This is a genomic window from Klebsiella sp. AqSCr (assembly GCF_008452795.1).
In the GTDB taxonomy this organism is placed as follows: Bacteria; Pseudomonadota; Gammaproteobacteria; order Enterobacterales; family Enterobacteriaceae; genus Klebsiella; species Klebsiella pneumoniae.
Genome location: NZ_MJDM01000005.1, coordinates 1,380,808 through 1,395,287, shown reverse-complemented (window position 1 = coordinate 1,395,287; position 14,480 = coordinate 1,380,808). Strand labels below are relative to the sequence as shown.

The window sequence follows — 14,480 nt, the reverse complement described above, 5'->3', positions numbered from 1 at the left end:
GGTGGCGGCGAGCGCGGCGCTGCCGGGAGACCGGCTGGAAAACGTGGCCGCCGCCTGCGGGCTGATGAAGCAGGCCGGGGAGATCGCCGCCCGTCAGGGAGGCCCAGGCAGCTTTATTCCGGCGTTTCTCGACGCGCTGTATCAGGAGGTGCAGGGATGAAACGCATCAACGCCCTGACCATCGCCGGCACCGATCCCAGCGGCGGGGCCGGTATCCAGGCCGATCTGAAAACCTTCTCCGCGCTGGGGGCCTATGGCTGCTCGGCGATCACCGCCCTGGTGGCGCAGAATACCCGCGGCGTACAGTCGGTCTATCGCATCGAACCGGATTTTGTGGCCGCGCAGCTCGACTCGGTGTTCAGCGATGTGCGTATCGATACCACCAAAATCGGCATGCTGGCGGAGACCGATATTGTGGAAGCCGTGGCCGAGCGGCTGGCGCGCTACCGGGTGGCCAACGTGGTGCTGGATACCGTCATGCTGGCGAAAAGCGGCGATCCGCTGCTGTCGGCTTCGGCGGTAGAGACCCTGCGTCAACGATTGTTGCCGCAGGTGTCATTGATCACCCCGAACCTGCCGGAAGCGGCCGCGCTACTCGATGCCCCCCATGCGCGTAACGAACGGGAAATGCTGGAGCAGGGGCGGGCGCTGCTGGCGCTGGGCTGCGGCGCGGTATTGATGAAGGGCGGCCATCTCGACGATGCCGAAAGCCCGGACTGGCTCTTCACCCGCGAAGGGGAACAGCGGTTCACCGCGCCGCGAGTGCAGACCAAAAATACCCACGGCACCGGCTGTACGCTCTCCGCCGCGCTGGCGGCGCTGCGCCCGCGTCACGCGGACTGGGCAGCCACCGTTATCGAGGCGAAGGCCTGGCTGTCGGCGGCTCTGGCGCAGGCCGACTCTCTGGAGGTAGGCCACGGTATCGGGCCGGTGCACCATTTCCACGCCTGGTGGTAAATGGCAGCGCAACGGGACAGCAGAATCTCCTGAAAAAATGGCCCCCCGGCTGGAAAATAGGCTAAGTCGGTACCAGGCTTAACCTGCCCAAAAAAATTGGGTTGGGATAATGCATGCCGGCTTCGGCCGGCCTTACGGGAGATTGCTATGACTGATATTACGCAGTTGCTGGGCAAAGATGCCGAGAGCCTGTTGCAGCACCGTTGTATAACCATTCCGTCCGACCAGCTGTATCTGCCTGGCGCAGATTATGTTGATCGGGTGATGGTGGATAACAACCGACCACCGGCGGTGCTACGCAATATGCAGACCCTGTACAATACCGGACGCCTGGGGGGAACCGGCTACCTTTCCATTCTGCCGGTTGACCAGGGCGTGGAGCACTCGGCGGGCGCCTCCTTTGCCGCCAACCCGCTGTATTTTGATCCGAAAAATATCGTCGAGCTGGCGATCGAAGCCGGCTGTAACTGCGTGGCGTCGACCTACGGCGTGCTGGCCTCGGTGTCGCGCCGCTACGCGCATCGCATCCCTTTCCTGGTGAAGCTCAACCATAACGAAACGCTGAGCTATCCCACCGAATACGACCAGACCCTCTACGCCAGCGTTGAGCAGGCGTTCAATATGGGGGCGGTGGCCGTGGGAGCGACGATCTATTTCGGCTCAGAACAATCCCGTCGTCAGATAGAAGAGATTTCCGCCGCCTTTGAGCGGGCCCATGAGCTGGGCCTGGTCACCGTGCTGTGGGCCTATCTGCGCAATTCGGCGTTCAAGAAAGACGGCGTCGACTATCATGTTTCCGCTGACCTGACCGGTCAGGCCAACCACCTGGCGGCCACCATCGGCGCCGATATCGTTAAGCAAAAGATGGCGGAGAATAACGGCGGCTACAAAGCGGTTAACTTCGGCTATACCGACGACCGGGTGTACAGCAAACTGACCAGCGATAACCCCATCGATCTGGTGCGCTACCAGCTGGCCAACTGCTATATGGGCCGCGCCGGGCTGATCAACTCCGGCGGCGCGGCGGGCGGGGAGACCGACCTTGCCGACGCGGTGCGCACGGCGGTGATCAATAAACGCGCCGGCGGCATGGGGCTGATCCTGGGCCGCAAAGCGTTTAAGAAATCGATGGCCGACGGCGTGAAGCTGATCAATGCCGTGCAGGATGTTTATCTGGATGGCAAAGTGACTATCGCATAAGGCAAAAATCCGGGCGTCACCGCCCGGATTGCTCTTTGTTTGTACCAGATGCGGTTTATTAAGACTCTGCCGCGTTGGCGGTAAACGGTTTCGCATGCTGATCGCTGGTAAAGCCAGGCTGTTCAACGCGGATTAACGGGCACAGGAAGAAGGCCAGAATATATAAGGCGGTATAGGCTATTACCACGCCGATAGTGCTGAAATAGGGCAGCAGTACCACGGCAATCGCCGGCGCCACAAAGTTCGACAGCCCGGCTGACAGGTTATAGACCGAAATCGCCGCGCCTTTATGGTTCGGCTCCAGCGCCGGGAACACCGCCGCCATCGGCACAAACGCGGCGACAAAAATCCCCAGGCAATAGCCGGTACCAGCGCCATGGCAAAATTATGGCCGAAGTGCTGGGGCAGGTAATAGAACGCCAGGCTGGAAAGCGCCATCCCGATGCAGCCGAACCAGCGGATAACCTTCATCCAGCCCATTTTCTCCGCCACAATCCCCCAGAAAACGTTCGAAAAGATCGTGGTGAAGAAGAATGCCGCCCATACCTGCAGCCATTCCGAGGTGGTAAATCCCAGCTCATCAACAAACATCATCGGCATGATCACCGCAAAACCAAACAGCGACAGGGTGTTGATAATGCGCACAATGCTCGAGAACAGAATGCTGCGGTTGGTATAGAGTAGCGTCGCCGCGCGCCCCAGTTCGGCGAATTTTTCACGAGTGGTCAGGTTCTGCATATGGCGCGGCGTTTCGGTATGACGCATCGACACCAGCGCAATAATGCCGCCGGTGGCGCAAAAGAGCAGCGCCAGCCACAGGGTGCCCATTTCGCCAATGTGGGGAATGGTAAAGCTCGGAATATAGCTGCCGAACACGCCGATACCCACCGAGTAGACCGCCCAGAACCAGCCCAGCGCGGAGCTGGAACTGTCGCTGCGGACGTTGTGGATAATGGCGACGATAAAGGAGTAGAGGAACAGCGGGTAGGCCAGGCCGCGGATGCCATAAAACAGCAGGATCAGCGCATAGTTGGCGCGACCGAGGCCGAAGACGAGGAACAGTACGTGGAACACACACCACAGCACGAAGCCAATCAGCATGGCCTTGCGTGGGGTAATGATTTCCGCCACCACGCCGGAGACCCACGCCGACAGGGCGGCAGCCAGACCGTAGAGAGTAAAGGCAAAGGAAGCCTGCGCCGGGGTGAATCCGAGTGCTTTGATGTAGTGCGACAGAAAAGCCAGCTCAAAGCCGTCGCCGGTCATAAACACGGCGATGGCGACATATCCCCAGATGAGGTTGAGCGGTAGACCGTACCACTGTTTGTTATTAACGGACATGTTGACCTCGATTTCAGAGTGCAGATGAGTGTCTCCGCTGCACAGCAGCGGAGCATTATTGTTATAAAATAAGGAGGTATGTTATTCGCGAATCAGCCTGCCGGCCTGTTGTAGCGCCTTATAGGCCGCATACCTGCGCTGATGAAGCGGGCTAAACGCCGTCTCGCTGTGATAGGTGGCATCCACCTGAGTAAACTGCTTCATGGCCTCCGGCAGCGAAGCCGCGACTCTGCCCGCCACCGCGCCGAGGATGGCGGAACCTAACAGCACCGGCTCGCGGCTGGCGGTGCTCACGACGCTAACGCCGCAGGCGTCGGCCAACAGCTGACGCACCAGCGGATGCTGCCCGGCTCCGCCGCTGATGACGATATTTTCACTCTCAATTCCGCAGGCGCGCTGGGCGTCAATGATCTGTCGCAGACCATAGCCAATCCCGCATAAGCCGGCAACGTACAGCGCGGTCAGGTTATCCAGGTCCCGCTCCATCCCCAGCCCGGCAATCAGCGCTTTCGCGTGGGGATCGGCAAGCGGCGCGCGATTACCGAGAAACTCCGGAACGACGTGCAGACCGGCGGCCAGCGTTACCGCCTCAGAAGGCGAAGCAACTTGCGTCAGAACGCGATCCGCCAGCCAGACCGGTAGAGGGACGCCTGCGGCTTTCGCTTGCTCGCGCGCTTCTGCAGCCGCCGGATGGAAGCTCAGCAGCTGGTCGATAGCCGCGCCGGCGGCGCTTTGCCCGCCTTCACTTAGCCAGTAGCCCGGCACCATCGCCGAATAGTAAGGGCCCCAGACGCCCGGGACGAATACCGCTTCCTGAGTGGTGGTCATGGTGCAGGAAGAAGTACCGAAGACATAGGCCATATTGTTGACCGCGCCGTTAAGCACGCCGACGGTACCGATGCCGCCCGCGTGGGCGTCAATCATCCCCACCGCCACCGGTGTACCGATCGGCAGGCCCATCTCCTCTGCCGCCGTGGCGCAAAGGCCCTCGCCGCAGGGGGTGCCTGGATCGACAATCCGCTGGCCGATGCGGACAAAATCTTCATCCGCCAGCTCTGCGAGGCCAATCTGGCGGAAGTAACCGGCATCCCAGCGTTGTTCATGCGCCAGGTAGGTCCATTTACAGGTCACCGTGCAGACCGAGCGGGCTTTATCGCCGGTTGAGCGCCAGGTGAGGTAATCGGCGAGGTCGAAGAAGTGGCGCGCCTGCTGATAGATGTGCGGGCGATTCTCCTTCAGCCACAAAATTTTCGGCGTTTGCATCTCCGGCGAGATTTTGCCGCCAACGTACCGCAGTACCGGGTGGCCCGTGGCATTGATCTTTTCCGCCTGCCCGGTGGCGCGATGATCCATCCAGACAATAATGTTGCGGTCCGCATCGTCCGAAGGCCCGACCGCCAGCGGTGCATCGTTATCGCCAATCACCACCAGCGAGCAGGTGGCATCGAAGCCGATCCCGGCGATCGACGACGGCGAAACGCCGGCGTTGGCCACCGCCGTTTTAATGCAGTAGCACACCGCCTGCCAGATCTCACGGCTCGACTGCTCGACCTTGTTTCCGGCGCTGCGAAACAGGGTTATTTCCCGGGTCGCGTGGGCGAGGAGCTCGCCCCGCAGATTGAATACCCCGGCGCGCACGCTGCCCGAACCGACATCCACGCCAATAATGTTTTGCGTATCGTTTTGCATCACATCCTCTCACAGGCTGGCCAGGGTCAGAGATCCACGCTGTTCGGCAGGATCACAATGTCGCGCACGGTGACGTTTTTCGAACGCGTCACCATAAACAGCACCGACTCCGCCACTTCAATCGGCTGCATCAGGCTGCCGTTGGCCAGTGCTTCGTCCATTTTGGCTTTTGGCCAGTCGTCCAGCAGAGCGGTAACCACCGGGCCCGGCAGTACGGCGCCGACGCGCACGCCATACTGCGCCACCTGGCGACGAGTGGTGTGTACAAATGCCTGCACCGCGAATTTCGACGCGGTATAGACAGGCTCCCAGATCACCGGCACCACGCCCGCGATCGAGCTGGTGAAGATAATATCCCCGGATTTTTGCGCGATCAGATGCGGCAGGACGCTGCGCACGCAGCGGAAGGCGGCGTTGATATTAAGGTGCAGCACGCGGTCCCAGACGTCCGGGTCGCCCTCGGCCACCGGCCCGCCGATATAGGCGCCGGCGTTGGCGTGGAAGATATCGAGACGCCCGGTAAGCTGCAAAATGCCCTGCAGTAGGTTATCGACCTGGTCCGCCTGCATCAGGTCGACCTGCAGGGCGAAGGCGTTTTCGCCAAGTTCGGCGACCAGTTTGTTGAGCTTTTCGCCTTCGCGGTCGATCAGTACCACTTTTGCGCCAGCCCCCAGCAGGGTCCTCGCGCACTCGAGGCCGATACCGGACGCCGCGCCGGTGATCGCGGCGACTTTACCGCTGAGGGAAGTATTCATAGAGGAGACAGAGTGGTTCATTTTATAATCCTTTGCCGTGTCTGGTTAAAACTATCGAACGCGAGGGCATCACGTTCGAGGTGATAGACTAAAACTGGTAACATATTGAATATCAGCATCTTAATTCAGGCTTGCTGGCATGTTGAGGCGGTATGCGCGCGTACTTCCTGGCGTGAAAAGGATGCTCAATCGATGAAGCTATGTTGCTCTCGCTTCATCGATTGAGCAAGTGGGGAAATTAACAGCGACATGATTTTGTGACGCAAGTTGGAAAAATGAAGAAGATAACGATTTACGACCTGGCGGAACTTTCCGGCGTTTCGGCGAGCGCGGTGAGCGCTATCCTCAACGGTAACTGGAAAAAGCGCCGCATCAGCGCCAAGCTTGCGGAAAAGGTGACGCGGATTGCCGAGGAGCAGGGCTATGCGATTAACCGTCAGGCCAGCATGCTGCGCAGTAAAAAATCACACGTCATCGGTATGATTATCCCCAAATATGATAACCGCTACTTCGGTTCCATCGCCGAACGCTTTGAGGAGATGGCCCGCGAGCGCGGCCTGCTGCCGATTATCACCTGTACGCGCCGGCGTCCGGAACTGGAGATCGAAGCGGTAAAGGCGATGCTCTCCTGGCAGGTTGACTGGGTGGTCGCGACCGGGGCGACCAATCCGGATAAAATTTCCGCGCTATGCCAGCAGGCGGGCGTGCCAACGGTCAATCTCGACCTGCCGGGCTCTCTCTCGCCGTCGGTGATTTCGGATAACTACGGCGGCGCGAAAGCGCTGACTCATAAGATCCTGGCTAATAGCGCCCGCCGCCGCGGAGAGCTGGCGCCGCTGACCTTTATCGGCGGGCGCAGCAGCGACCATAACACCAGCGAGCGTTTACGCGGCTTCCACGATGCGCATCGCGAGCTGGGGCTTAGCGTGCCGCAGGAGAATATTCTGGCTCCCGGCTATTCGAAAGGCCACGTTGAGGACTGCCTGCAGGAGCGGTTTGGCAGCGCGAAGACGTTGTTGCAGGGGATATTTGTTAACTCGACGATATCCCTGGAAGGGGTTGTGCGCTGGCTGTCGCAGGTGGGTCTGACCGGCAGCGAGCAGCCGCCGATGGGCTGCTTCGACTGGGATCCTTTTGTCTACCTGCTGGGGCACGATATCGACATGGTGCAGCAGGACGTGCCGGCGATGCTGGACGCTGTTTTTTCGATTATTGACGCCGGCGAAGCCAGCCAGCAGCGGATTGAAATTCCCCCGCGACTGATGAGCAGCAGCTGAGTCGCTGTCTGGCTGTTCGACGTTACCGCGTCAGCAGCCAGCGGGCGGTATGCTCATCGGTCACCAGGCCATTAATCCAGCCGCCTTTAAGGGCGGCCAGGATCGCCGGTCGTTTATGTTCTCCACAGGCAGCGGCAATCCGCGGGCAGTGGCTCTGGCGGATATCATAGCTGGTGATCATGCGGTTGATCTCGCTGTCTACCACGTCGCCTTGCGCATCAATAAACCGCCCGAGGATCTCCCCGATGCCGCCGCGGGCGGTCAGCTCATCCATCTGCGCCTGATTGATAAAGCCGTCTTTAAAGATCGGACTTTGCGTGCCCAGCGGACCAATACCGACAAAAATCACGTTCGCCTCGCGGGCGACGCCGGAGACGCTGCGGAATAAGCGATTGGTGCACCACATTTCATACTCATCCGCGCTTTGGGCGTAGCGCGGCGCCGGCCACTGATAGTACTTGGCCTTAATTTTGCGGGTCAGCAGCAGGGGCACGTCATCGTAATAATTGCACTGCCCGTCGGCGTTCATGGCGCTGATCAGCGCCACGCAGCGGGTATTCAGGCTGTCAAAATCGATGCGCTGCAGCGCTTTTTTCAGGGTCAGGCCCGAGCCCAGACCGATAATTTTCTCTTTATCATCCTGCAGATAGCGAGCCATCAGCTGATAGCAGCCAAATGACACACTGTCGAGGGTGCTTTCTTCGCTAAAGGCGGGGACCACATTGCACTCGATCAAGCGGTATTTTTCCTGCAGCAACTGCGCATAATCGAGGCAGTTCGCTACCGGATGGTGCAGATTAATCGACACAATCCCTTCTTCTTTCGCGGCGGCGATCAGCCGTTGCACCACCGGTCTGGAGGTGCCCAGTAGGCTGGCAATCTCGCTCTGATTCTGGCCGGCGATGTAATACATCCATGCGGCACGCACCTTCTGATCCAACCGGATATCGTCTTCTTTACTCATGGTTTCCCGCCCTAAGTTGCTGGCCAGGGCACGCAATTGGCCCGGCGAATACCCGCATTCTCGCCGTGGTTGGCATAACTGGCAAGCTTTTGCTCTTTGCTGGTCATTTGTAATTTAATTGGGTAATTGCTCTTTTGTGATCCATGGCTCTTATTTCGGTCAAATGATCAATTACAGTGGCGCCATCAACTCAAGGAGAGCAGAACATGAACAATCAATTCACATGGCTTCATATCGGTCTGGGTTCTTTTCATCGTGCGCATCAGGCGTGGTATCTGCATCGTCTGATTGCTTCCGGGGATAATCGCTGGCGCATCGCAGCGGGGAATATTCGCAACGACGCCGAGCAGGTGGTCCAGGCGCTGGCGGCGCAGGGAGGACGTTACGTCCTCGAGACCGTCAGCCCGGAAGGGGAGCGCGAATATGAAGAGATCACCTCAATCCAGAAACTGCTGCCGTGGCAGGCCGGGCTACAGCCGCTGATTAACGAAGGGGCAAACCCGCAGACCAAAGTTATCGCCTTTACTGTGACGGAAGGGGGGTACTACCTGAACACTCGTCATCGGCTGGAAACCAGCAACCCCGATCTGCAGGCCGACCTGCAAGGCGAGTGCAAAACCATTTACGGCACCCTCGCGCGGATCCTGGAAAAGCGCATGGCCGACAACGCCGGGCCGCTGACCCTGCTCAACTGCGATAACGTGCGTCATAACGGCGAGCGTTTCCACGACGGTATGGTCGAGTTCCTGCAGCTCACCGGCAAACAGGCGGTGATTGACTGGATGGCGGCCAATACCACCTGTCCGAACACCATGGTGGACCGCATCACCCCGCGTCCGGCGGCCGATCTGCCGGCCCGCATCAAAGCGCAAACCGGAATTGATGACAAAGCGCCAGTGATGGGGGAGACCTTTATCCAGTGGGTAGTGGAGAACAACTTCCGCGATGTCCGCCCGAATCTGGAGGCAGTCGGCGTGGAGATGGTGGAGTCGGTCATCCCGTATGAAGAGGCGAAAATCCGTATTTTGAACGCGTCGCACAGCTGCATTGCCTGGGCGGGAACCTTAATCGGCCAGCAGTATATTCATGAAAGCACGCTGACCGATGTTATCTACGCCATTGCCGACCGCTACGTTACGGAGGACGTTATTCCGTGTCTCGGCGACAACGGCATTGATCTGCCGACCTACCGGGATGTGGTGCTTAAGCGCTTTACCAACCCCTATATCCAGGACACCAACCAGCGCGTCGCCGCCGACGGCTTCTCGAAAATTCCGGCGATGATCGCGCCAACCTTGCAGGAGTGCTACCAGCGCGGCGTCCGCCCTGAGGCGACCGCCATGCTGCCGGCGCTGTTCTTCGTCTTTATGGAGCAGTGGCACAAGGGAACTCTGCCGTATCAGTACCAGGACGGCATCCTGGATGCGCAGGCGGTGCATGAGATGTTCGAGGCTCAGGATCCGGTGGCTGTCTTCGCCCGTGATAAAGCCCTGTTTGGTGATCTCGCCAACAACGCGGATTTCCTGGCGCTGATGCGCGAGAAAGTCGCCGCCGTTTACACGCTGATTAACTAAGAGGTGGCTATGTATCTGGGTATCGATCTCGGCACATCGGAAGTCAAAGCGCTGGTCATTGATGAGAACCATGAGGTTATCGCCAGCCATAGCGCGCCGCTGAGTATTCAGCGGCCTCATCCGCACTGGTCAGAACAAGCGCCAGAGCTATGGTGGGAGGCGACGGAGTACCTGATGGCCACGCTACGGGAAAAATGCGCGCAGCATTGGCCGGCCATTAAGGCGATTGGCCTCTCCGGGCAGATGCACGGCGCGGTGTTGCTGGATGCAGAGGGGAAGGCGATCCGTCCGGCCATTCTGTGGAACGACACCCGCTGCGCCGCAGAGTGCGCCGAGCTGGAGGCGATGGCGCCGGAGCTGCATCAGGTGGCGGGCAACCTGGCGATGCCGGGCTTTACCGCGCCGAAGCTGTTGTGGGTGCGCCGTCATGAGCCGCAGCACTTTCAGCGCACCGCCACGGTGCTGCTGCCCAAGGATTATCTGCGCTACCGGATGACCGGGAAGAAAGTCTCCGATATGTCGGACGCCGCCGGGACGCTGTGGCTGGACGTGGCGAAGCGCGACTGGTCCGACGCTCTGCTGGACAAGTGCGGCCTGTCGCGTAGCCAAATGCCGACGCTGGTCGAAGGCTGCGAGATTTCCGCCACCCTTGACCCGCAGGTGGCTGCCCGCTGGGGGCTGAACGCCTCGGTGGTGGTGGCCGGGGGCGGGGGGGATAACGCGGTCAGCGCCATTGGCGTCGGCGCGGTCTCGCCGGGGGATGCGTTTATTTCGCTCGGCACCTCCGGGGTGCTGTTTGTGGTGACCGATGCCTATCGTCCGGCGCCGCAGTCGGCGGTACATGCGTTTTGTCACGTGCTGCCGAACCTGTGGCACCAGATGAGCGTCATGCTGAGCGCCGCCAGCTGTTTGCAGTGGTTCTGCCGCCTGACCGGCACCACGGAGGTGGCGCTGCTGGCGGAGATTGCCGAGCTAAGCGAGGAGGATAAAGCCAACGCGCCGTTCTTCCTGCCCTATCTCTCCGGGGAACGAACCCCGCATAACGATCCTGACGCGCGCGGCATCTTCTGGGGCATGACCCACGCCAGCCTGCGCGCGCAGCTCGGCTACGCGGTGCTGGAGGGGGTGAGCTTTGGGATCAACGACGGCCTGCAGGCATTGAAAGAGAGCGGGACACCGATCGCGCAGTGCTCGCTGGTGGGCGGGGGCGCCCGCAGCCCGTTCTGGGCCCAGCTGCTGGCCGATATTCTCGCTATGCCGGTGGTGACCCACAAAGGCGGAGAGACCGGCGGCGCACTGGGCGCGGCGCGGCTGGCCTGCCTGGCGGCGGGCAAACCCATTGCCGCGGTGTGTGAAAAACCGGAAGTCTGGCAGACCTGGCGTGCGGATCCCATTCGCCACCACACCCTGATGCAACGCTACGCGCAGTTTAAAGCCCTGTATTTAAACGATCTGCACTATCGACAGCACTGATTTTCATCATAACCGCCGCTTCGTTGCACGTCGCGGAGCGGCCACCCTGTACCCTGAAAACGAGGTCATTATGTCTATCAATAATAAACAGTGGCTCGGTTTACCCCTGAACCTGCTCTGGGGATACATCGCCATTGCCGTATTTATGACCGGCGACGGTTTTGAATTAGCCTTTCTGTCGCACTATATCAAAGCGCTCGGCTTCTCTCCGGCGGAGGCCTCCTTTGCCTTTACCCTCTACGGCCTGGCCGCCGCGCTGTCGGCGTGGATTTCCGGGGTGGTGGCGGAAATTATCACCCCGCTGAAAACGATGATGATTGGCTTCGTGCTGTGGTGCGTATTCCACGTGCTGTTCCTCGTTTTCGGCCTCGGTCACGCCAACTATGCGCTGATCCTGCTTTTCTACGGCATCCGCGGCTTCGCCTATCCGCTGTTCCTCTACTCGTTTATCGTGGCGATTGTCCATAACGTCAAAAGCGACAACGCCAGCTCGGCCATCGGCTGGTTCTGGGCGGTGTATTCCATCGGCATCGGGGTCTTCGGCAGCTATATTCCGAGCTTTACCATTCCGCACATTGGCGAAATGGGCACCCTGTGGCTGGCGCTGGCCTTCTGCCTTACCGGGGGCGTGATTGCCCTGGTTTCCCTGCGCCATATTCAAACGCCGCAGCATATGCAGAATCTCACCACCCGTGAGAAGTTTTCCGAGCTGGGACGCGCCGCGACGCTGCTCTATACCAACCGCAATATTCTGCTGTCGAGCATGGTGAGGATCATCAATACCCTCTCGCTGTTCGGCTTTGCGGTGATTATGCCGATGATGTTTGTCGATGAGCTGGGCTTCAGCACTTCAGAATGGCTCCAGGTATGGGCAGTCTTCTTCTTCACCACCATTTTCTCTAACGTGCTGTGGGGGATCCTCGGGGAAAAACTGGGCTGGATGAAGGTGGTGCGCTGGTTCGGCTGCATCGGGATGGCGCTCTCCAGCCTGGCGTTTTACTACATTCCTCAGCACTTTGGCCATAGCTTTGCGATGGCGCTGATCCCCGCCATCGCCCTCGGGATCTTTGTCGCCGCCTTCGTGCCGCTGGCGGCCGTGTTCCCGGCGCTGGAGCCGAAGCATAAAGGTGCGGCCATTTCGGTCTATAACCTGTCGGCGGGGATGTCGAACTTTCTCGCGCCGGCGATTGCCGTGGTGCTGCTGCCGTTCTTCAGCACCATCGGGGTGGTGATCGCCTATACCGGATTGTACGTGGTGGCCTTTTTCCTCTGCGCCTTTATCCGCGTGGAGCAGCCGGGGTTCTCCCACAAGGAAGCAACCGCCCGCGAGCAGGTTGAATTCTCATAGGTACTGCGGCTGGCATGCGCCTCATGCCAGCCTTAATGAGGTGAACGAATGAGTATGCAGGCGGTTATTTTTGACATGGATGGCGTGATTATTGATTCCGAGGCGCTGTGGCGTCAGGCGCAGATTGACGCCCTCGCGCAGTGGGGGGCAACGGCGAGCGTTGCTGAATGTGAAACCCTGACCAAGGGCAAGCGCCTCGACGACATTGCCGGCACCTGGTGCCGCTATTTTCAGCTTGATCTCGCTCCGCAGCGGCTTGAAGACGCCATCCTGCAGCGCATCACCCGCCTGATTGCCGCGAAAGGCGAACCGATGCGCGGGGTGCAGGAGGCGTTACGCTATTTTCGCGAAGCGGGTTATAAGATTGCGCTCGCCACGTCATCATCTCGTCAGGTTATTGCCGCTGTGCTGAACAAGCTTTCGCTCTGGCACTTTTTTGACGCGATCTCCAGCGCGGATGATGAACCACGCGGCAAACCGCACCCGGCGGTGTACCTCACGACGCTGCGGAAGCTCAATCTCAACGCCAGCCAGTGTCTGGTGATTGAGGATAGCTTTACCGGCTTTTGCGCGGCCCAGTCGGCGGGGATTGCCACGATAGTGATTGCAGAAGATAGCCAGCACGCGCGTTTTCAGGCCGCCGCTGGCCGCTATCAAACCTTACCTGAACTGCTGGAAGCGCTTAGCGCGGAGCCAGCGGCGGTGGTATAAGTCAGCCATTTGTGGGCGCAGACATTCCCGGGATGTAGCTGGTCGGTTAATCTTTTTTCTGCGCTCACGCCCCATTGACAGCCTTAATCCGCGGGAAAGGTTCAGGGGGCGCCAAACCGGTTTTTTGCCGGGTGGCGGCTGCCGCCTGACCCGGCCTGGGTTGACTTCCCCGGATGGCGCGGCGCTTATCCGCGCGAGATGAGATCTGCGAACCGTAGGCCCGGCCAGCGCAGCGCCGCCGGGCAGTGTGCCCCTGTCCGCCTCAGCGTAGCAGCGGGCAGTCGGGCGGCAGCCGGCAGCGCAGGGCCGCCGGTAACAGCTCCATACGGAAGGTTTTTCCGCTGAGCGGCTCGCCGTCGAGGTTAAAGGTCATCTCATGGGGCGCGGTTATTTCAAACCACGAGGAGACACCGTCAACAATATTCGGCGAGTTTTCCGGATTCGCCAGGGTGCTGAACAGGGCAGGGATCAGCTCTTCGCCGGTGAAAATGCGCAGATGCAGCAGACCATCGTTAATCAACGCCTCCGGACACAGCTGCTGGCCGCCGCCGGCCTGGCGGCCGTTGCCGATGCCGATGACCAGCGCATCGCCCTGCCAGTGAAAGTTCTCCCCGCGGATCTCGCAGCGGTCCGGCTTCAGGGTATCCATGCGCATCAGACCGTGGATTAAATAAGAGACACCGCCGAGCGCGGCCTTGAGTTTTTCCGGCGTTTCGGTGGTGATCCGGGTGCCGAACCCGCCGGTCGCCATATTAATAAAGCCGGTTTTATCATTCACCCGGGCGATATCTATCGGCACATCGCGGCCGACGATCGCCAGCTTGAGGGCGCTGGCCAGATCCTGCGGAATACCGACGCTGGTGGCAAAGTCGTTAGCCGTGCCCAGCGGTAAAATCCCTAGCGCCATCTTGCCGCCGCGCTCCACCAGCGCGGTCGCCACTTCATTAATGGTGCCATCGCCACCGCCGGCGATCACCGTTTCAACGTTCAGCTGCAGGGCTTCATCGATAAACCGAGCGGCATCGCCCTTTTCCCAGGTCACGCGGACGTGAATATCAATCCTTTCATCGCGTAACAGGTTAACCGCTTCGCGTAGCTGCGGTTCATTGGCACCTTTGCCGTTAAGGATCAGTAAGCTGGCAGGAAACGTAGACATCATCAAGGGAACCTTTATTGCTCAATGTTGCATAA

12 protein-coding genes and 1 pseudogene are annotated in these 14,480 nt (G+C 59.8%); 8 read left to right on the top strand and 5 right to left on the bottom strand.

Annotated features, from left to right (window positions below):
- From BHE81_RS28710 to fbaB, 3 genes are all read left to right on the top strand, one after another.
- The coding region (locus BHE81_RS28710) for a hydroxyethylthiazole kinase (protein ID WP_173670045.1) at positions 1–160 on the top strand (160 nt) is incomplete at its 5' end.
- Positions 157–957, top strand: coding sequence for a bifunctional hydroxymethylpyrimidine kinase/phosphomethylpyrimidine kinase (gene thiD / locus BHE81_RS10815; RefSeq protein ID WP_002912707.1), 801 nt, complete (start codon positions 157–159; stop codon positions 955–957). The genes BHE81_RS28710 and thiD, both read left to right, overlap by 4 nt.
- Before the next feature lie 147 nt (positions 958–1,104).
- Complete coding sequence (fbaB, locus tag BHE81_RS10810; protein ID WP_002912704.1) at positions 1,105–2,157, top strand: class I fructose-bisphosphate aldolase; 1,053 nt, start codon at positions 1,105–1,107, stop codon at positions 2,155–2,157.
- A gap of 58 nt (positions 2,158–2,215) precedes the next feature.
- Here fbaB and BHE81_RS10805 read toward each other — a convergent pair.
- The 3 genes and pseudogenes from BHE81_RS10805 to BHE81_RS10795 all read right to left on the bottom strand — a co-directional run bounded on the left by BHE81_RS10805 (position 2,216) and on the right by BHE81_RS10795 (position 5,963).
- Positions 2,216–3,498 (bottom strand): annotated as a pseudogene (locus BHE81_RS10805) (RbtT/DalT/CsbX family MFS transporter).
- Positions 3,499–3,579: 81 nt separating this feature from the next.
- Positions 3,580–5,187 (bottom strand): FGGY-family carbohydrate kinase, encoded by a 1,608-nt coding sequence (locus tag BHE81_RS10800; RefSeq protein ID WP_110246516.1) that lies wholly within the window; start codon positions 5,185–5,187, stop codon positions 3,580–3,582.
- 26 nt (positions 5,188–5,213) lie between these two features.
- On the bottom strand, positions 5,214–5,963 hold the full coding sequence (locus BHE81_RS10795) for an SDR family oxidoreductase (protein WP_004180592.1): 750 nt from the start codon (positions 5,961–5,963) through the stop codon (positions 5,214–5,216).
- Positions 5,964–6,217: 254 nt separating this feature from the next.
- Here BHE81_RS10795 and BHE81_RS10790 point away from each other — a divergent pair, with 254 nt between their 5' ends.
- Positions 6,218–7,219, top strand: coding sequence for a substrate-binding domain-containing protein (locus BHE81_RS10790; RefSeq protein WP_004184849.1), 1,002 nt, complete (start codon positions 6,218–6,220; stop codon positions 7,217–7,219).
- Positions 7,220–7,241: 22 nt separating this feature from the next.
- Here the strand turns inward: BHE81_RS10790 and BHE81_RS10785 are convergent, their stop codons facing one another.
- Positions 7,242–8,183, bottom strand: coding sequence for a sugar-binding transcriptional regulator (locus tag BHE81_RS10785; protein WP_110246517.1), 942 nt, complete (start codon positions 8,181–8,183; stop codon positions 7,242–7,244).
- Between the two features lie 206 nt (positions 8,184–8,389).
- Here BHE81_RS10785 and dalD point away from each other — a divergent pair, with 206 nt between their 5' ends.
- The 4 genes from dalD to BHE81_RS10765 all read left to right on the top strand — a co-directional run bounded on the left by dalD (position 8,390) and on the right by BHE81_RS10765 (position 13,289).
- Complete coding sequence (gene dalD / locus BHE81_RS10780; RefSeq protein ID WP_021440464.1) at positions 8,390–9,757, top strand: D-arabinitol 4-dehydrogenase; 1,368 nt, start codon at positions 8,390–8,392, stop codon at positions 9,755–9,757.
- Positions 9,758–9,766: 9 nt separating this feature from the next.
- Complete coding sequence (gene xylB, locus BHE81_RS10775; protein ID WP_048993338.1) at positions 9,767–11,230, top strand: xylulokinase; 1,464 nt, start codon at positions 9,767–9,769, stop codon at positions 11,228–11,230.
- A gap of 70 nt (positions 11,231–11,300) precedes the next feature.
- The gene (gene dalT / locus BHE81_RS10770) at positions 11,301–12,578 is read left to right on the top strand and encodes a D-arabinitol transporter (protein ID WP_004175125.1); all 1,278 of its coding nucleotides are present in this window, start codon (positions 11,301–11,303) and stop codon (positions 12,576–12,578) included.
- 48 nt (positions 12,579–12,626) lie between these two features.
- Positions 12,627–13,289, top strand: a complete 663-nt coding sequence (locus BHE81_RS10765; protein WP_019725366.1) for an HAD family hydrolase — start codon at positions 12,627–12,629, stop codon at positions 13,287–13,289.
- A 262-nt stretch (positions 13,290–13,551) separates the two neighbouring features.
- On the opposite strand, the gene yegS is transcribed toward BHE81_RS10765, so the two are convergent.
- On the bottom strand, positions 13,552–14,448 hold the full coding sequence (gene yegS, locus BHE81_RS10760) for a lipid kinase YegS (RefSeq protein WP_165454126.1): 897 nt from the start codon (positions 14,446–14,448) through the stop codon (positions 13,552–13,554).
- Positions 14,449–14,480 lie beyond the last annotated feature (32 nt).